We start from the raw sequence: 19580 nt of genomic DNA on the forward strand, positions 1-19580 counted from the left end.
ACGCTAGCCACGAAAAGAACGTCAACCATCGGGCTTAGGGATGAACCTCATACAGCCCTCTAGTACCCCGGGATGATGCCAAAAGGCCTTGGACCAATCCCACGGGATGGGGTTGACCGAATCTACGCTAATTCTTTGTTAGGCCTGCACATTTCAGATATTTCGGATGAGAAAATGGATGCTGGGAAAGCCCTTCTTTATATCCATCCGATGGAAGGGGAGTACATTGAAGCTCCATTTTTCTCAATTTTTTCTCGGAGTGCTCAGGCGCAGGACTTTCGTGACCACGATGCCGGTTCTCTGCAACAGCCGGCTGCGCGGCTTCCGGCCCGAACCCATTGCCGATCGTCGAAAGGCCTAATACCGCATGAATGCCAGCAAGGACGACCGATTCAGGAACAATCCGGTTGGGGCTTTACTGAGGCGAGCCCCGGTTACGTCAACGCTCAGCGCATTCGTGTTGTTTCTGGCGGTCTCCACCGGTTCGCTGGCTAATGGCCCCTCTCCGGCATTGCTCGCCATGGTAGGCATCGTCGCTACGGATCCTGCCAGTAGTTGGTGGGCGCTGGTCACCAGTGCATTCTTTGCCACCTCGTGGCTGGATTACCTTATTCAAATCGTTGTCGTTGTCGTGGGTGTAGGTATCGCGGAGCACCTCATCGGACCATGGAAGGCCCTTCTCGCCTTCCTGGCCGGATGCGTACTCAGCTCGCTGGCCCTAATTGGTCTGTTTCTAGCGGGAACCTCCAGTGCTGACGAGTGGGTGGGCTACTTCAGTGGGGACTTTGTCGTTGGAGCGTATGGCGGGACGGCAGCGGCGTTGGGCGCCGCTACCGCCTCATTGAACATTTTGTGGCGGCGAAGACTCCGGACATGGTTGTTGGCTCTGGCAGTCATGTTCGCCCTCTACGTTGGGGTTGCCCAATCGCTGCAGTTGCTGGTCGGGGCGTTGGCGGGTGTCTTAGGTGGCAGGATGCTGGGAACAGGAGACCGGCAAACCACGAAAGCCGGGGTGTTCTCGTCTCCCCGGGAGAGCCGGTTTCTCATCGCAACCATTGTCGGCGTCTTCGCTGTAGGGCCACTGCTGACCCAGTTGACCAGTAGCTTCGCGATGGGGCCCCTGTCAACGGTGGGGGCGCTATCGCTACAGAACCCGCCCGATACCGATGAAATGAAGGAGCTGTGCGGCGGTGATTCCAGTTGTGTGGACCTACAGGACACGGTGGGCACCAACAGTGCAGGGGCCGTGATTTTGTCAATAATCCCGCTATTGCTGCTTCTGTTGTGCTCCGAAGGCCTGCGCCGCGGCCGCCGGCTTGCACTGTGGATCGCATTGGTGATCAACGTGATTTTCTCCGCCGTTGTCCTGATGCGACTCGTGGCGTTCCTAATCTCCTCCGGGCTTGAGAAGTCATCCGGGATTTTAATGCTTTACGTCCTGCCTGCGGCGCTGATTCCGGCAGCCATCGGTGCACTCCTGTTAATTACCCGGGGCCGATTCCGTGCCGGCTCTGGCCCGGAAGCCACACGGTCGATGTTCCAGGCAGTGGCTATCCTCACCGCAGCCGTCATCACCGCCTACACAATTTTTTGGTGCGCAGAAGGAAACCTGGAAAGGGGAACCCTCGGTGATCTTCTGCTTCAGCTTACACACGTAGTCATTCCCTTCCCGGTGCCGTTCCATGTCCAACTCCCCCTCGGATTCATGACGACACTGATCTACGGGTTCGGTGGCGCAGTGATCTGGATGGTCTTCGCGATTTTGGCGTTCCGCAACTTCATACTCTTCAACCTCGGTGGTCGGGGCGGTGACGAACAGAGGGGCCAGGTCAGGACCCTACTCAAGCGTGGCGGCGGATCCTTGTCCTGGATGGCCCTGTGGGGCAACAACAGGTATTGGTTCTCCCCGGACGGCCAGGCAGGGGTCGCGTACCAGCTCCACAACGGAGTCGCGCTTACCGTCGCCGGGCCGTTCGGAGCACCCGAGGCACAGATCGAGGCTACGCGCAGTTTCGTCGCCTATAGCCTGGAGCTGGGCCTTACTCCGTGTTTCTACTCCGCTTCATCAGATCTCGGTGTTTCCTTGGAGGGCATGGACTTCCACGCATTGGAGGTCGCCGAAGAAACCCTGCTGAATATCGAGAACATGTCCTTCAACGGTAGGGAATGGCAGAACGTACGCACGGCTCTGAACAGAGCAGACAAGCTCGGCATCAAAGACCAATGGCACCGCTACCCCACCATGCCCCCACGGTTGCGCGCCCAGTTAGCAGAAATCTCTGAGGAATGGATAGCCGATAAATCCCTGCCCGAGATGGGCTTCACCATGGGCGGTCTCGATGAACTCAAGGACGAAGATGTCCTATGTTGCGTCGCCGTCGACAGGGAAGGGCTAGTCCATGGCGTCACCAGCTGGCTGCCTGTCTACACCGAGGGGCACATTACAAGCTGGACATTGGACTTCATGCGCCGCAGAACCACAGGATTCAAGGGCGTCATGGAGTTCCTCATCGCATCGGCTGTCACGCACTTCAAAACCGACGTGCCCACGATTTCCCTTTCAGGGTCCCCGCTGGCCGACTTCGGCGATCCCACCGGGAGCAGCGAAGAAGACGCACCCGCGGTGGTTAAGATACTCGGGATGTTCCGGGACGCGCTGGAACCAATGTACGGTTTTAAGTCGCTCTCCAAGTTCAAGTCCCGCTTCCAGCCCGAGTACCGCACCCTATACATGTATTACCAGGACCCCCTCGCCCTTCCCTTCATCGGTCTGGCGATCACGGCGGCGTACTTGCCCGGCCTGTCGGCCAAGCAGGGCACCACAATTGTGAAGCAAATGATGGCCAAAGAACCTGTTGTCTAGCGTCCACGACTTCATCCCCTCTCATACGCCCTCAGCCTGCCACGGTAATCCCCCTGGGCAATCCCAGAACAAGTATCTGAAGTCGTCGCGCACATCACCGACGAACTAACAGCAGGAACACACCTGGTCGATCAGCTCGCCCCAATCGGAGTGACCTACCCCGGAATCGTCAGGCACGGAATATCCCGATCAGCCGCGAACATGGACAAAGCCTTCATCGACCTCGATATCAACACCCTCTTCACAGAACGCCTCAACCGCCCCGTCTCAGTCATCAACGACGCCGACGCCGCAGGCCTAGCAGAAGCCCGCTGCGGCGCAGGCAAAGGAACCAAAGGCACAGTCCTCGTCATCACCCTCGGCACAGGCATCGGATCCGCCCTCATCTTCGACGGACAACTGGTACCAAACGCCGAACTCGGCCACCTATCCATCAACGGATTCGACGCCGAAATCAAAGCCTCCGCCGTAGCCCGCGAACGCGAAGGACTCACCTGGAAGGAATACAGCGTCCGCCTCCAACGCTACTTCTCCGAACTCGAGTTCATCTTCTCCCCCGAACTGATCATCATCGGCGGCGGCATCTCCCAACGAACCAACGAATACCTTCCCCACCTCAACCTACGAACCCCCATCGTCCCAGCCACCCTAAGGAACGAAGCCGGAATCTACGGAGCCGCCATGCAAGCAGCAACAACCCACCCCCAACTGGCAGTTCCGGTCTAAGTCCCGCAGGCAAGGGCAAGAGGCCCAATCCGATGGCTGTTCCAACTCCCGGAACCGAATAAACGCTACATGGGCATTTGATCCACCTCATCGTCTTCTGTAGATGCAGAAACGAAGCTAACTACGCGACATATGGGCACTTGAATATGGCAGTTGGAGTGGAGACCGGTTAAGCAGTTGGAGTTGAGCCCACCTCAGGCGGTTTCACGGCTCGCCGGTTGATTAATCGCAGTTTCGTTTGAGCCCCCCACTGTTGGTCCATCAGAGTGCTTTTCCCAACAGTGGAAGGCCGTGATGGAGTTGAGAGTGGAGCTGTTCGCGAGCATCCGCCGGGAGGCGAGGGTTCGTGAGATGTCGATCCGGTCCCCGGCAAAAAGGCATGGGTTGCGCGATAAACGGTTCGTCAGGCATTGGCGGCCGCAGAGCCTCCCGAGAGGAAGACGCCGGCGCGTCGGGCACCGAAGCTTGGTCTTTGAATCCGGTCATTGATGCGATGTTGCTTGCTGATCTGGATGCTCCACGGAAACAGCGCCATACCGCACAACGGGTTTTTGACCGTCTGGTTGATGAACACCACGCGATCATTTCGTATTCATCGGTGCGCCAGTACGTCAAAGCCCGACGGGTGTCGATCGCGGGCGAGTCCGGGAGCTCGCCCGTGGAAGCGTTAGTGCCGCAGGAACACGCCCCGGGCGCAGAGGCCGAGGTTGATTTCGGTGATGTGTGGGTGGATTTGGACGGCATACGGACTCGTTGTTACATGTTCGCTTTCCGGCTCAGCCACTCCGGGAAGCCCGTCCATCGGATTTATCCGACCTGCGCTCAGGAAGCTCTCCTGGAAGGCCACATCGAAGCGTTCAACGCTATTGGCGGCGTCCCTGTCCGGCGTATCCGGTATGACAACCTCGGCGTTGACGAAGGTCGTCTGTGGTGCTGGTCGGCAACGCGTGGAGAACGAGCGCTGGGTGCTGTTCAAATCGCACTTTGGGTTCGATGCCCTCTACTGCGAACCAGAAATCGCTGGCGCTCATGAAAGGGCGGAATCGAAGGGGAAGTAGGCGGGTTCCACCGGAACTTCCTCACCCCCGTCCCGGTCGTGAAGACCCTGGCTGAGCTCAACGACAAATTCAGGGTCTGGGACGAGGAAGAAGACGCACGCAGGATCTCCCAACGCCTGAGAACCATCGGGCAGGACTTCGTCGTTGAACAGCCTTAGCTGTCACCCCTGCCGGCGGAAACCTTCGACCCGTAAGGGCATCAAACCAGGCAGCAATCGCTGCGGGCGGCTGGAAGTGACTCATGGCGGGTTCGTTGCACTCACCGGCGCGCTCTGGCTGGAGTTCCGGGCGGCCCCCGTATCCAGACAGATATTGCCTCTTTCATCGGCATTGACAAGGCATCGAGCTGTCCAGGCGGTCCGATCAGCCTGAGGGCTGGCTCCGGGACCCGCAACCGGTACTTGGGTATGACGTGCGTCTGACACAGGAATGGAAGGCTGAATGAATGCTGAATTCGACAACTCCACATCCTCACCATTCCGACGCCGTTCGGAGCCCGCGTCCTCATCGAAAGCTCTGGCGACGAGTACTGCACCGCGCAGGGTGGACGGCAGCGATCCTCTTGGCAATTGTTCTGGGAGTCAAAGTCGCTGACCTTGCGATGACGGCGCAAGAACGCTCGGCGATTCCTGCCCCCGGTGTTCTCGTCGATGTCGGCGACGGCATGATGCATGTCGCCTCATCTGGTAGCGGAGCGCAGACGATCGTTCTCATTCCAGGACTCGGGACGTCCAGCCCCTACTACGACTTCCAACCGCTGGTCGATTCACTGGCGAAGTCAGCCCGAGTGGTCGTCGTCGAGCCCTTCGGCTACGGTTGGAGCGACAGCAACGACCGGCCGATGACCCTAAGCAATGTTGCGCTCGACATTCATGACGCCCTGATCGGTGCCGGAGTGCCCGGACCGTACGTCATCGCAGCCCACTCGATCGGCGGCCTCTACGCGCAGCAGTTCGCCACAGATTTTCCAGCAGACACAGCAGCCGTGATCGGGTTGGACCCGACGCTGCCACGTGCCCAGGATTTCGCGCCGAAGACCAGTGACAGCACGATCGAAGCACCGATCCCGGCCTACCTCGGATGGGCTACAGCAATGGGGTGGGCGCGCCCGATCCAGCTCGCACTCGGTCAAGACCCCCAACTCACCTCCGGCGCTGCCAGCGCCGACGGCTATTCGAGGTCCAATCTCGCGGCACAGCAGATGTTCACGAACTGGACTGGGCTGAGCCGCAATGTGATGGATCAATCTGCCCGAGTCCCAGAATCCGTGCTAGACGCTGCAGAGCTCGAATTCCCCGCCGACACGCCGGTCCTCTTGTTCATTACCGCAGAGCACGGGGAGCCTCCCGCGTGGCTGCAGCGTGCTGCCGCCGACTATGTCGCCGCCTCAACTCTGACGCGCATCGTGCCGGTGAACGCGGGCCATTACCTTCACCACACGAAATCAACCGAGATCGCAGCCGAGATCCAATCCTTCCTCGCGGCTCACGGGCGCTGACGAACCGTTTCTGACCAACGTCCGGCGGGTCGCTGAAACAGCCCTCCAGTCGACCCATGCAGCCGAAGAAGTGACGCTCTCGTTGTGAACCGGGGAGATGCGCGCCAGACCTCATCGACCATTGTCGAAATTGGCACTGATTCTTACCGCCTCGCCAACACCCTCACTCAACAAACCGTCAGCTAGGGTGGGTCCTTTGATCCATCTCATCTGTCTTCTGTGGATGCAGAAACGAAGCTGGCTACGCGACATATGGGCACTTATCGGCGTTATCGGGGTGCAGCACCGGTGACGATGGTGGCTAAGGCCAATTGTCCAAAGTTCTTTGGACAATCTGGTTTGCCACTTGGCCATCAGCTTCTGCCGAACCTGGTTCGTTTTTCGGGTAGTGCCTAGCCGGGCTGCGGCTCTCCTTCGTCAAGTTCTGCCCACTCGAGGGCCGCGACGAGATGTCCTTCGTTGGGCAGGGCCTTTTGCTCTGCTGCCGGGAGTTTGTCGTAGGTGTAGGCCGCGACGGCCATGGGAGAGGTGGAGCGGCCAAGGCTGTACCTGACGCTTCGGTCATTTTTGGTGCCGCAGATCAGGATGCCAATGGTTTCGTTGTGGTGCTCACGGCGAAGCACGTCATCGACGAGGGCGACGTAGAAGTTCAGTTTGCCGGCGTACTCGGGCTGGAATTTTCCGGTTTTCAGTTCGATAACCACGTATCGGTTCTGGTCCATGTGGAAGAACAGCATGTCGACGTAGTAGTCGTCGCCGTCAACATCGAAGTGGACTTGTCGGCCGACGAATGAAAATCCGGGTCCGAGCTCACGCAGGGTTTCAGTGATCCGGCTGGTCAGCGCCAGTTCCAGGTCTCGTTCGGCAACCTCACCTGACAGGCCCAGAAATTCGAAATTATAGGGGTCCTTGGCGACCTGCTGGGCTAGCTCGGAATCTTGTCCAACAAGCCGTTGGACAAAGTTCGACGGCGCCGCGCCGGTCCTTTCCAGGGTCCGGTTCATGATCATGTTCAGCAGGACGTTGCGGGACCATCCGTGCTCAACTGCGGCGCCGGCGTACCAATCCCGGTCACGTCGATTGTCCAGTTTGTCCAGCAGCACCGTGATGTGTCCCCACGGCAATTGTCCAACAGCCTGTTGGACAATTGGCTCCGGCCAAGCTTCGGCGAAGCCCCGCATGTAAAAGAGGTTGGACCGTGACAGGCCTTTCATCTCGGGGAACTCTGCCCGGAGGTCCTCAGCCAGACGCCCAATGACCCCGCTCCCCCATTGCTCGACCTGCTGGCGCTCCAACACCGTTCTGCCGATGGACCAATACAATTCGATCAGCTGAGTATTGACCGTTCGAAGGGCCGTTGCGCGCGCGGACCGGACACGTTCCTTGAGCGAGGCCAAAAGATCGGTGTAGCCCGCGGGCAGGGCCAGGGCGCGTGCGTCAGTCATGCACTCCACCCTAATAGTTGCCACTGACGCTCAAGACTCAATTGTCCAGACAGCGTCTGGACAATTGATTTCGCCGACTATGTCTCTTCCACAGGCCATTTCTCCGTGGGAACAATGATGCGGTGGTGCGCGTTGCAGTGTCGTCTGAACCGAACACCAGAAAAGAGAATCACTTAATTGGCAACTGATTACGACGATCTCCGCTCCGACGTCAAGGAGTCTCAGGACAGCTCGCTGGAGGCGCTGAAGTCAGCCAACGCGCCTGATGCCCGCAGCGTGGTCACCGAATTGGACGAGGCAGATGCCCTCGATGAGGGTCTGACGCCCGGAGGAGAAATTGTCTCCGAAGAGCTCATCGTTCAGGTCATTCCCCAGGCAGAGGACGAGTTCACCTGTTATTCCTGCTTCTTGGTCCGGCACCGGTCCCAGCTGGCCCGTGAATCCAACGGCCACTCGTACTGCATCGAGTGCGAGGGCTAAAGCCGGGTACGACAGCGAGTTGAACGGCGTCGGAGAAATCGGGTCAGTGGTCGCTAGATCTCGGACATCGGGGTTTTCGTCTCGGGGTCCCGGACGGCCATGTAGTCTGTCGACTCAGTTTTCCTGCCCAAGTATTCGCCGTTGTCCCCCGCGGATTGGTGTCCGCCTCATGGTGCCCAGCAATTGGGCACGGCTTCTGTCACCAATCGTGGAGTGTATGTGTCTTGGCGGTTGAAGAAGCGGTGCTCTTCCCGGCACAGCTCGAACGGGCCGGTGGCTGAGAAGAGCGTCCTGGAGTGGGCGTCCCAGTGGTAGACGAACCAGCCGGAGAGGGTGTTTTCGGCTTCGGCCCGGACGTACTCCTCGTACAGGGCGCGGAGCCTGGTGACCGCTTCGGGGTGGTTCCACCACTGCGAGCACCAGTACCGGCTGTTCTCATCATCAGTAACGGCTTCAATGTCATGGATGAAGGCTTCAACCCAGTGCACGAAGTTATCGATGAGTTCCTGTTCGCTCAGTTCAGGGGTTTCTGCAGTTGTGTCGCTCATGCTGTGACCTGCTTTTCAGGAACGGGATCCGTGGCCGGCTGGGGTTCGCCCTTGGCCATGGCGGTCGCGGCCGCCATGCCGGCCTCAATGGTCTTGCTCAGTTCCTTGTTCTTGTGCCAGGGGGTGAGCCGGAGCAAGGTGGCCGGGGCAGCGCTGCTGCTGAGGATCCCGGAGAACTTTGGCAGGTCGGCGAAATCCTGCACACTGACCTTGGGCAGGCGTTCCTTCCGGTCGGAGCCTTGTTCCTTGCGTTGGTAGGTGCCGATCGCCTTGGACAGGCCTTCAGTCCAATCGGTTTCTTCGTTGCTGCCCACGAACCGGGTTCCGGACATTTGCCATAACGTCTGCATGCCTTTGGTGCCCCATTCGCCGCAGCCTTGGGACCAGCCCTGCAGGTAAAGGGTGAAGCAGAGGCCTCGGGAGCCGTAATGGCTGAAGTCCTGGGGCAGGGTAGGCCAGGGAACGATGTTGGCTACTTCGTCCAGCTCGCCGACCAGGGGGATGGTCAGCCGTGCTTCGCCGGGGGTTCCGCGGACGGCGGCGTTACAGATGGCTTTGATCATCGCGGTGAGAACAGCACCGGCACCGCCGGGGCCACGCTCGGACAGCAGGATCATGGTCTGGCGGCCTTCCATGAACTTGGCTGCGTCGAAGTTCCTGATGCCCGGGGTGGGAGTGGTCCACGCCAGGATGGCGTCGTGCACCAGGTCGCGGCACATGCGTTGTGTGGTGGCCACCAAGGATCCGCGTGTACGGTCGGGCCACTTGTCGAAGCCCCTCATCTCCGCAGCGGGGCGGGGGTAGTGGTCGGCGAGGATGTTGCTGACTTTCTCGAACGATCCTTTGGAGATCCATTCATGGACATCTCCCAGGGCCTTCCCGGTCAGGGCTGCAGCCAGCAGAGTCCACGCCAGGCAGGATTCACCGGCGGGGCCGAACTGGGCGTCCTCGGCCGCTTCGCTCTCGGTACGTGGGTTGTTCTTCACAGAAGCTGTGATGATCCACGACGCCAGGCGCATGGCATCCTCGGTGCCTTTCACTTCCGACAGAGGGTTGAAAATGAAGTCCGGTTTGTCGGACTGCCGGTAGATCTTGCCGGTATCCCACAACCAGACCGTTCCCAGCTGGTGGCGGGCGGCGATGACCTGTGCAACGCCGTCAACCTTATTCGAGGTCATCAGTGCAGCGCCGGGAGCTGCTGCCAGACGAGGAACCACGAAGCAGGATGTCTTACCGGAGCCAGGGCCCATGATGCAGACACCCAGATCCCGCCAGCCCTGATAGAGAACGGCAGCTTTCCCGGCAGCAGTCTGGCCCAACACTTGGCCAGGAGGCAGGCCCACGGCTTTCGGGTGCAACTGTGCGGCATCCTTCTTCCGCTCTTTCTCCATCAGAGGGGCGAGCTTGGCGCCGGTTGCGAGTCGGCTGCCCAACTCACGTTGCGCTGCACTGCCCGTACCGCCACGGCCGGCGGACAGGAGCGCTACACCGAAGAGAGCCATGAGCGCCAGGACGATCGCAATCCATGTCGCAGCCCCGGGCCAGGCGAAGGTGCCTTCCTTGAAGCGCGCCACCAACTCCGTGACGTTCGTCCACGGCATCCCCGTCGGGGTCAGGAACTCACCGAGGAAGGCCGCGACCCAAGCAATGGCCACCAGACCGGCAACGACGGCGGCGAGGCCCAGTTTCATCAGGGTGTCTGTTGAGGTTTGCTTGCTCATGCCCGGATGACCTCCATGGCGTCGTCGGTGCTGGATTCTTCGGTGAACGCAATGGTGGAGGTGGACTTCATGGCCCCGTCCGTGTCGGTCAGTTCGACTTCCAAAGGGCTGCGGACGTGGATGGCTTCGAAAGGATCGTATTGGTCGATTTTGAACAGGCACGTGCCCTTGACCAATTTCGTGATGACCTCGGCCGTCCCGACGGGGAGGGTGAACATCTCTTCGCAGGCCAGCGCGTCCGCGCTCTTTTGCTGCTTGTACAAAAGCACTGTGCCGCATTCCTTGAGCATGGAGATCGCAGGACTGTCTGCCGGGATGTCGGAGATGTGGTGGAACGCGAACTGGCACGAGAGGGAAAGTGCGCGGGAGAGCTTGGTGTTGCGGCGGGTCACCGTGGCCACCGAGCCTTGGACGGTGTGCCAAGCCTCTTCAATCAGCAGAATCGTGGGGACTGCTTCTTCCTGACGGTAGAGGGTGTTTGCCAGCCAGGTGTTGATGATCGTCATGACGATCGGCAGCGCCGGACCGTCCTCGGGCAGGAGCGAGACGTCAAAGACCGTCAGGCCGGCGTTGAGCTGAATGTCAGCGCTGGTTTCCCCGTCGATCAGGCCGGCGAGGTCATCTTCGATCATGCGTTCCAGCTCGAAGGCCGGGTCCTGGCCCCAGCCGCGCAGCTCTTCCACGGTCAGGTTCGTAGCCTTCGCGGCGGCCTCATTGGGCGCATAAAGGGCTCTGAGGACGTGCCCGATGTGCGCGACTTCCCCGGCCTTCTTCGCATCCGTCAACGCCTGTCGGTGTGCCATGCGGACTGCTTTGCCTTCCTTGGGCGTCATCGGCCGGCGGAGGGCTTCTTCCATCACGGCACGGACCAGCATCGACTGGCCGGCCGGGGTGCGGAACGCTTCGGCGCTGTCGTTGGTCTCTTCATTCAGTCGGGCAGCAATACGGGGATCCAGGATGTTGATCCGGGATCCTCCCCCACCAATGCTGAACCGGACCGGAGCGACGCCGAGCCTCCGTGCCAGTGGTGTGTACTCGCCGCCGCCGACGTCCTTCTGGTACTTCTTATCGATCACCACGACGCGGCGGCCGAGGATCAGCTGACGGAGCACGCCCCAGGTTTTCATGGCCGAGGACTTCCCCTGCCCGAGGTCACCGATGTAGCAGACGTTCGGGGATTCGAGGGTGTCACCGTAAGCGGTGAACGGGTCGTGGACGACCATCCACCCGGACCCGGCATCGACGCCGAACACCAGCCCGCGGTGCGACGTCGGCGGGGACGCAATCGCCATATGCGAGAACTCCATCTGCCGGGTCGAAGACGCCACACCTGGTGCGGCCGGGTCGTAGAACCCCAGCTTCGACGCGAACGCCCACTTGCGATCGTGATGCCAGCGTGTTGTGGCGTTCGCTTTGGCCTCGGCCAGCTCACGCTCTTTGGCTTCCTTCTTTTCGGCCTTCTGCACAGCCTTCTTTGTCAGCGGCTTCCTGCGGCTCAATCCTTCGGCCGTGGTGTCGGCTGCTGCTGCTTCGAGTTCCAGCTTCCCGGCGCGGGCCTGTGCCCTGATGGTCCGCTTGGATTTGCTGGCGGCAGCCCACGGCAGGCTCAAACGCTTGGTCTCGTTCGTGGTGCTCATCGGATTCCCCTCGTGAACGGCATGGTGGTGATCAGGGCAAGGTCGTTGCGGTGATCCAACCAATCAATGAACTCGATACCGGCATCGGAAGCTGCTGCCTCAACAATGTCGGTGGTGGACAGGATCTCGTTCGCGTCCTCCACCGCGAAAGAGATATACAGCCCGTAGGCCGCGCCGTGGTGGCCGGAGCCAGGCTTCAGATCCAGGAGGCGCTGGGTGGAGGCACCCATCAACACTTCTTCGGTGCCATCGGTGACGACACCGGACTTGGCCACCTCGTTGCTTGTGGCCCGGTCCATCGCTGCATCGGAGCGGGCCTTCGACCGGGCGCTGCGGGCATCTTCAAGCTCCATGACCATTGACACCGAGTGCACCACGGCTGGCTGGATGCCGCTGATGATCGCTTCCAACGCCTCAACCGGGATCGGTGCGGGACTGAACGCCGAGGCCGGGACATAGCCGGTGCGGATGTGCCAGTGGTCATTGACTACCAGGGAGACGGGAGAGGCTGCGCCGTCCAGGTGCTGCCAGCAGTCCATCAGGTTGGCGCCGTCGTAGTCGTCGATATCGAAGTCCGGGTCCTGCAGGTGACGCAGCAGAGCGGCCATGGCCTGGGGGCCAAGGGGCCGGGAGTTCGTGATGGAGCCCATCATGGACGCTTGGGCCATGACGGAGCGGATTTCCTGATAAATCGCCTGACCAATCCCTTCGTCCCCTGACCCGTAGGCTTCCGCACGCCGGTACAGGGCAGCGGAGCCGGGGATCCGGAACGTCTCATAGGTGCGGTGCTGTTCGGAGCGTGAACGGGTCGTCTCGCACAGGTCACCGTAGGACTCCAACAGGATCCGCGGAACGTTCTGCGCGACACGCTTTTTGACCCACAGCAGATGGTCTGCCGAGTCCATCGGCACCGCCCGGGCCAACGTCTGGATATGGGTGATGAGGGATTGGCGGCGAGCCAGCCGGGCGAGGTACTGGCCACGGGCAATATGTCCTGATTCCTTCCGGTATTCCTCCCGGATTCCGGAGGACGAGCCCATGACCTCCATCGTTGCCGTGTAGTAGGACTTCTTGATCTTGCCCTGGTGCCGGAAGATGACCAACGGCCCTTCCGGGGTTTCGATGGTGAAGTGGCGGACAGTGCCAACCATCAGCGGCGCGTTGTCCTTGTGCCGGATGGGCACCTCGATCATGCCGCTCTCGTCGGCGCGGTCACGGTCCTTCTTCCCGGCCTTGATCATCCGCGTCTGCGGGCGGTCCTTGACCGGAACGTAGACCAAGGACTTGTTCTTGGCGCGGACCCTCTTGTGCCGGACCTCGACGAAGAGAGCACCAAGAGAGCGGTGACCGGAGAACTTGTTGGGCGTGGTCAGGATGACCCCGGCCAGAACCAGCACCGAGGCGAGGATCAGTGCCACGACGCTGCTGCCGCCGACCAGGAGGACCAGCAGCGCGGTACCGATGGCGGCGGACAGGCCGATCCATTCCGGTGCCGTGCGGTTTCCCCCGAACAGGCCACGGCTCTGGACCTCACCGCCGACAACAACCATTCTTCCCATGACTACCTACTCCTTGCCGTACTTCTCTTACCGGCCACTGATGTGGTCGGTATCCGGTGCCATCGAACGGGCAGAGCGCTGGCCGCGCATGGAGGCCTGACGTGCAGCTTCCCGGCCCGCGAGCAGGAACGCCGTCGCGCCGCCGGCTGCGACCTTCACCGATCCCCGCCCCACTGCCCCGGCACCGGTCTTCAAAGCCTGTGCTGCTTTGGCGCCGCCGGTTCCGGCGCGATCGGCTTTCTGCAGCTCCCCGATCGTGCGAGTTTCCGGCTGTCCCTGTCCTTGGGCCTGACTGCCTTGGCGGTCCTGTCCGGAGAGAGAATCCTGTTCGTTGGGAACCCTGGAAGCTGCGCTGCGGCGGCCGGAGATACCGGGACCACTCGATCCAAGTCCTGAGCTGCCCTGGCCCTCTGATTGCGCTGTCATCGAAGAGGGGCCGTTCGTGGCAGGAGCACCGCCGTTAGGACGCCCGCTCCGCCCGCCGGTGGTGCCGGACTGAACCTGCGCGGTCCGTTTCTGTCGGATGGCCGAGGAGATTGCCGCGCCCGCCCCGGCGACTATGGCTGGTCCGGCGATGGACTGACGGCCCTCACCAAGGCTGCTTGAGGAGGACGGCAGGATCGGGATGTACTTGTAAAGCATCGGCAGAGCGAAAGCCAGAACACACATCGCGGCCGCGGCCAGGAACACTGACGTCGCGTTCACCATGCCATCGTCTACGCCCTCGCCGACGAACGCCGGACGCGAGGCGATGTAGCTGAACACTGCACCCATGAGCAGGAGCAGCAGCGGTTTCGACAGGGAGATCCCGAGCCACAGCGCGCCGACCTTGCCCACGCGTTCGCGGTACTTCGGGTGGATCAAGAAGCCGACCATGATCGCGATGCCCAGCCCAAGCAGGTACAGGGCGAGCGGCTGCAAGGCGAGCAACCCGAGCATGGCCCAGGCAGCAATGAACAACAACCCAAACAGCAGCACCGCAGCCAGGGGCCCGAACGCGCCGCTGGATTCATAGGAAGCGAACCGGGAAATAGCGACCCCGAAGTCCGTGACCCGGCTGGAAGTCCAGAACGTGATCCCTTCAGTGACACCGCTCATCCAACCGTTGATCACATAACCGATAGGAGGACCGAACAGCACCAAGACCATGGACAACGGCCCGTACCAAAGCAGCGACGTCCGCGCAGAATCCATATCGATCTCTTCGTTCGCGACGTCTTTCCAGAGCTTGAAATACACCAACCCCATGACCAGGATCCCGATCCCCGCGAACACCGCCCACGTGGCACGGAAGCCATCATCAACCTCGAACACTGAGACCTTCAACAGGTTGTTCAGCACCTCGTTGGTGGACTTCACACCCTCGGCCTTGACCGTGTTCGCGAACTTCTCAAACCCGTCCTTCGCGTTAGCGATGAACGCCACGGTATCGACCGTGCCCAGGACGACCTGGCCGCCCGGCATCGCCGAGATGACCGTCCGCATCACAACGCCAGCAACGGGAGCGAATTCATTAAACACGGACCCCTGGGCGCACCACGCCGTGGCTGATGCAGGCGCCCCAGCTCCCGACAGCGCAGCGCAGAACGGAACCGTGTTACTGCCGTCGTAATCCAAGGACTTCTCGGGCGTGGTCAAGAATGTGCCGAACGCATTGGCCGCAACGTTTTCACAGTTACTCCCACCCATGGCTCCGAAAAACAGCATGTCCGCGCAGGCTGACTTGCCCAGTTCCTGATTCAGACGGTCTTTGATCTTCGCTCTCTGATCCTCCGGCAGGCCTGCGAGGCGCTTGAGTTGGTCCGCGTTCAATTTCTCTGACTTGCTCACTTCGTCCGCTGCCTGTGCAGGACCGGCGGCGATTACCCCGAAGCCGAGAAACAACGCTAACAAGACTGCGACCAGGCGGATCGTCCTGCTAGCGCTTAGCGTTTGCATACTCAGCCCACCCCTCACGGCTGATGTCCTTGAAGAAGGCATTGACCAGATCGTCCCGCAGAACCGGTGTGACCTCGTCATCCATTTCGGTGCCCACGCTCATCGGCCCACCGTCTTTGACTCGTCCGCCGAAATCCTGGCCGTTGGCCACAATTGCGGCGTCGGAAATCTTCCAGTCCCCGTCCCACACGAGCTCAAACGTGACAGTCTGGAAGAAGGCTGCAGGGGCTTTGCTGACTCTGGCCGCAATTGCTCCAGTGAACACTTGGACAACGGATCTCTTCTTCTCATCGCAGCTGACAACGCGGTACAAGCCACCAGAGGCTACATCTGAGCGTGTAAACCAACCACCGTCAAAAGGCCCGTTGGGCAGATCCTTGGCGGTGGTTAGCAGATCCCCTTTGTAGCTGACTCTCTCCACCCAAGGGCCCTGCTTGCCTACCTCAGTGAGGGTCTTCTTTTGCTGCGCCCAGGTTGCAACGTTTACGTCCTCGATGAGGTGGGTGTAGTTGGCGGCTGCTTGGGCGGCTGAGTCGCAGCTGCCGTTGTAGCCGGTGATGGTCTTGCCGTCGCTGGCGGTTCTGGTCCCGCCTTCGCCGATCTTGATCCCGGAAACAGGGAACCCGAACTTCCCGGATGCCTGCAGGGAGCTGGGATCATCCGGTTTGGCCGCCGGTACTGGCGGGTTCAGCAGGACGACGGCAACAGCGATAACCAGGATCACTGCCCCCAAAGCTGTGAGGAGTTTCCAGTGTTTCCGCATGGGCTAGGCTCCTGCTGCGGTGGCAAGTGCCAGGATGCCGCCGAGGATCACACTGGCGCCAGCTGCGGCACCGAAGGCCATGCCGGTCTTCTTGGCCCCTGCTGCGCCTTCTTCGATATCGTCCGAGTGGCCGCGGTTGCGGGCGATGCCCCATTTCATGAGGTTCCAGATGAAATATCCTGCCAGGATGAGCAGGGCAAGAGCCCAGAGGCCGCCGAGAATCAGTTGGACAGCTCCTTCGAACTTCACGCCGAAAACGCTGATGCTGGGTGTTACGCCGTCAAGGGGGTTGTCGATGGTGGGCACTGCGGTCCGGATAATGATTCCGTTGCTGATGGTGCTGAACATGATTCTTGATTCCTTATCGGTTGGTGGTTTTGGTGGACGTGGCGCGGTCAACGGCCAGGAGGCCTTCAGCGATTTCCGCTGAGGCCCGTTCGAAGGCGCGGCGGGCCGGGTCACCGACGAGCTGCCAGTCGATGATGGAGCCGGTATCCAGTGCACCGTCATACGGGATGTCGATCAGGACCCGCACCGCGGAGGCAAGGTTCTCGCGTAGCTCAGCCTGCTCGGCTGCGGAGACCTTCGCCCCGCCGCCCTGGGTGACCAGGACGACGGCGTTGCTCACCAGCTCCTTGTAGTGAGGGTTGCCGGTGCGCTCGGACATGGATTCGAGCTGCTCGATCATCCGTAGGGCCGAGACGACGGCGTTGCGTTTCAACGTCGTGGGGATCACCAGCTGGTCGGTGACCTCGATCGAGGCGAGCCAGTTCGCTGAGCGGGTGTTGTTCCCGGTGTCCACGATGATGGTGTCGTAGAAGCGGCTGACCACGGTGTGGATGCGGTTGAACTCATCGGCACCAATGGACTTCATCCGGTCCGCGTCCTCGTCAGCGACCAGGACGGAGAACTGGTTATTGCCTTGGTGGCGGGTGTAGTAGGACAGTTCACCTTTACGGGCGGTGACGGTCTCGAAGGACTCCAAAACGTTCAACAGATCCCAGACGGTCCGGGTGGAGTCGTTCGCGTTGGTCCGGACGCCGGCGGTGCCCATCATCTCGTTGTTGTCCCACACCAGCGTCTGCTGGCCGGAGTGGATCCCGAACGTGGAGCCCAGCCCGACGCTGCACATCGTCTTGCCCACCCCGCCCAGGGGCTGGGCGACCATGATCTGCATCGGACGGGAGTACACCCGCTGGATCGCGGACAGATCCGCCCGGCGTGCCAGCTCGGCTGCGCCTACCTTGGGGCTGATCAGACCGAAGCTGACCGCGCGCAGGAATGCCTGCCAGCCGGTGGCCGGCGGCAGCTGGTCGTTCACGTTCTCCTTACGAAGCACGGCCGCGCTGCGGCGGCCACTGACCAAAGGTGCTTCGCGGTGGTCCACCACCGTCTCAGTTTTCGTCTCGGCCGCTGCCGGTTCGGCATCCGGTACTGCGTGGATGATCGTGGCCGGCTCAGTTGCGGTTTCTTCGGGTTCGGTGTCGGTCAGGCTGATGGGTCCGCGGTTCTTCCGTTCGCTCCCTTGCCAGTTCGTGCTCATCGGACGGTTCCTCTCGCTCGTTTCAGGTTCTGTCTAAAGGTTCATGACGTCGGGTCTTGCGGGGAGATGGCTGTTACCAGCCAGGGCTGCTGCTGTCCGGAACGGTGGAGCAGCATCTTCCAGCGGCCCGCATCGGTGGAGAACATCGCGGTGACCGTCATCGGGTTGCCGACGTCCCTGCTGATCGCAGGTCCGTCCGTGACTTTGCGGATGGGCACCCGTGCCGGGTCGATGTACTTCGCGTCCTCGGCGTATTCCGGTGCAAGATGCGGGGCGAGGTCAGCGAACCAGGTTGTTTCCGGAACGTCGGGACGGGCGAACAGGCCCATGACCTTGGCCGCGGTGTCCTTGACCGAGTTCTCCGATGCCGCGTCCCACGTCACCTCAGGAACGCCATAGTGCTCATCGGCCCCGTGATCGTGGCCGTCTTCGGCATGCTGGCTCTCCTGGCCGGCCTGTCCGGTGTTCACCATGGGGGTGGAATCGGGTGCTGGTTCGGTGCCCGCGTTTCCGGCGCAGGCACTCAAGGAGAGCGCGGCGGCCAGAGCGACTGTGAGTGCGACGTGCTTGTGCATCAGAGAATGCCTTTCTCTTTCAGGATCGGAAGCGGGTCGATGGTGGGATTTATCGGGACCATGGGGTTGGGCAGGGCACCGGCGAAGAACTCCATGTGGAGGTGGCGGCCGGTGACGTTGCCCGTTGCGCCTTCTGTGCCAAGGGGTGTCCCGGCGGCCACGGTGTCGCCTTCTTTGACCTTCACCGACCCGGCTTCCATGTGGTACATGCCGATCGTGAGCTTTCCGTCCACGGTCTGCCCGGTCACGCCGGTGCCGAACAGGCCATCGAGGTTGCGGACCTTAACGATCTTCATGTCCGTGATGGCCACGATCGTTCCCGGTCCTCCGGGGTGAACGAAGTCGATCCCGTAGTGGAAGTTGGCCAGCACTCCGCCGGCAGTGCCGGGAGGTGCAGGACGGGGCCCGTAACCGCTGCTGTTGATCGCCCCGTCCATGGGCTTGACCCACTTGCCGGCCAAGTCCCCCACAACCTGGTTGCCTTCAGCCGGGCACACACCGGACGAGTCCACAGATGCGCCGGACTCTCCACCCAAGGCTTTGAAGACTTCCGTGGCCTGAGCGCGGAACTTCGTGTAGTGGTTAGGGTCCGCGTTCCGCTGCGTCCGGTGGATGGCGATTGTCGGTTCGAGGGTTTCCCAGCCCTCCACTTTCTCGAGTGCCTTGAAGAAGTTCGTCGCCGAAATGGTGGGATCCATCCGGTCCCCATACGATCCCCACGCGCCATTGGCACGCTGCTGGAACAACCCACGCGAATCCGGACCGGCCCCGTCGCCGTAGTCGATGACGCGGAGCGTGGACTCACCGATCGCGGCTTGGATGCCGATCAGCTGCGCGGCGACCGGCAGCTTGAAGGACTTGGCCGCGTTCATAATCGCTTGGGCGTTCTTCATCTGCTCGGCATCAAACCCGGGCACTCCCCCGGCAGGGGCAGGACCTGCAGCTACACCGGCAGGAGCAGCACACGATGATGCTGCCTGCGCCGGATCGCTCTCGTCTAGGACAACAGTCACCAAGCCAAGCGTCAGCAGCGCAACGATCGACCCACTGGTGATGGCTTTCCGGGCGATCATTGCTTTGCCCCAGCACGGTGATTGTGACAGGTAGGCAGTGATGCGTTCACCGGCCGTTGTGTGCCGAACCGCAGCATGTTGTTCAAAACCCGTCCCTCCCCATGGGCTTCTCGGTGGTTTCATGGACCCCAACAGCAAGACCATCGCTAGGAT

At 61.2% G+C, this 19580-nt stretch carries 14 protein-coding genes and 2 pseudogenes; 5 read left to right on the plus strand and 11 right to left on the minus strand.

The genetic code is table 11. The features are described from left to right. The first annotated feature begins 457 nt into the window (after window positions 1-457). From A477_RS0104725 to A477_RS0104750, 4 genes and pseudogenes are all read left to right on the plus strand, one after another. Entirely contained in the window at window positions 458-2863 is a 2406-nt protein-coding gene (locus tag A477_RS0104725; RefSeq protein WP_237715724.1) for a bifunctional lysylphosphatidylglycerol flippase/synthetase MprF, read from the plus strand. A 57-nt stretch (window positions 2864-2920) separates the two neighbouring features. Beyond that, a pseudogene (ppgK, locus tag A477_RS22010) lies at window positions 2921-3589 on the plus strand (polyphosphate--glucose phosphotransferase); the annotation flags it as partial. A 294-nt stretch (window positions 3590-3883) separates the two neighbouring features. Then, window positions 3884-4802, plus strand: a pseudogene (gene istA, locus A477_RS23660) (IS21 family transposase); the annotation flags it as partial. Window positions 4803-5092: 290 nt separating this feature from the next. Further along, window positions 5093-6145, plus strand: a complete 1053-nt coding sequence (locus tag A477_RS0104750; protein WP_083848013.1) for an alpha/beta fold hydrolase — start codon at window positions 5093-5095, stop codon at window positions 6143-6145. Window positions 6146-6537: 392 nt separating this feature from the next. Here A477_RS0104750 and A477_RS0104755 read toward each other — a convergent pair whose 3' ends face one another. Next, entirely contained in the window at window positions 6538-7590 is a 1053-nt protein-coding gene (locus A477_RS0104755) for a PDDEXK nuclease domain-containing protein (RefSeq protein WP_017197878.1), read from the minus strand. A gap of 177 nt (window positions 7591-7767) precedes the next feature. Between A477_RS0104755 and A477_RS0104760 the strand changes: the two genes are divergently transcribed. Next, window positions 7768-8070, plus strand: coding sequence for a DUF4193 domain-containing protein (locus A477_RS0104760; RefSeq protein ID WP_017197879.1), 303 nt, complete (start codon window positions 7768-7770; stop codon window positions 8068-8070). A 167-nt stretch (window positions 8071-8237) separates the two neighbouring features. Here the strand turns inward: A477_RS0104760 and A477_RS0104765 are convergent, their stop codons facing one another. The 10 genes from A477_RS0104765 to A477_RS0104810 form a co-directional block, all read right to left on the minus strand. Further along, window positions 8238-8618, minus strand: a complete 381-nt coding sequence (locus tag A477_RS0104765; protein ID WP_017197880.1) for a DUF4913 domain-containing protein — start codon at window positions 8616-8618, stop codon at window positions 8238-8240. Next, window positions 8615-10339, minus strand: coding sequence for a TraM recognition domain-containing protein (locus A477_RS0104770; protein WP_017197881.1), 1725 nt, complete (start codon window positions 10337-10339; stop codon window positions 8615-8617). The genes A477_RS0104765 and A477_RS0104770 overlap by 4 nt, the downstream gene beginning before the upstream one ends. Next, window positions 10336-11976, minus strand: coding sequence for a putative type IV secretion/conjugal transfer ATPase (locus tag A477_RS0104775; RefSeq protein WP_017197882.1), 1641 nt, complete (start codon window positions 11974-11976; stop codon window positions 10336-10338). The genes A477_RS0104770 and A477_RS0104775 overlap by 4 nt, the downstream gene beginning before the upstream one ends. Next, window positions 11973-13535, minus strand: coding sequence for a hypothetical protein (locus A477_RS0104780; RefSeq protein WP_026005357.1), 1563 nt, complete (start codon window positions 13533-13535; stop codon window positions 11973-11975). The genes A477_RS0104775 and A477_RS0104780 overlap by 4 nt, the downstream gene beginning before the upstream one ends. 27 nt (window positions 13536-13562) lie before the next feature. Then, complete coding sequence (locus A477_RS0104785; protein WP_237715725.1) at window positions 13563-15365, minus strand: hypothetical protein; 1803 nt, start codon at window positions 15363-15365, stop codon at window positions 13563-13565. Window positions 15366-15453: 88 nt separating this feature from the next. After that, window positions 15454-16236: a hypothetical protein gene (locus tag A477_RS0104790; RefSeq protein ID WP_017197885.1), complete on the minus strand. Its 783-nt coding sequence runs from the start codon at window positions 16234-16236 to the stop codon at window positions 15454-15456. Window positions 16237-16239: 3 nt separating this feature from the next. Then, complete coding sequence (locus tag A477_RS0104795) at window positions 16240-16584, minus strand: hypothetical protein (protein WP_017197886.1); 345 nt, start codon at window positions 16582-16584, stop codon at window positions 16240-16242. Window positions 16585-16597: 13 nt separating this feature from the next. Next, a complete protein-coding gene (locus A477_RS0104800; RefSeq protein WP_017197887.1) occupies window positions 16598-17779 on the minus strand; it encodes a MinD/ParA family ATP-binding protein in 1182 nt (393 codons plus the stop codon). A 41-nt stretch (window positions 17780-17820) separates the two neighbouring features. After that, complete coding sequence (locus A477_RS0104805; RefSeq protein ID WP_017197888.1) at window positions 17821-18354, minus strand: hypothetical protein; 534 nt, start codon at window positions 18352-18354, stop codon at window positions 17821-17823. Next, window positions 18354-19427 carry a M23 family metallopeptidase gene (locus tag A477_RS0104810; RefSeq protein ID WP_017197889.1) on the minus strand — a complete coding sequence of 358 codons (1074 nt, stop codon included), beginning with the start codon at window positions 19425-19427 and terminating at the stop codon, window positions 18354-18356. The genes A477_RS0104805 and A477_RS0104810 overlap by 1 nt, the downstream gene beginning before the upstream one ends. Window positions 19428-19580 lie beyond the last annotated feature (153 nt).

It is taken from the genome of Arthrobacter sp. M2012083 (assembly GCF_000281065.1).
Classification (GTDB): Bacteria; Actinomycetota; Actinomycetes; order Actinomycetales; family Micrococcaceae; genus Arthrobacter.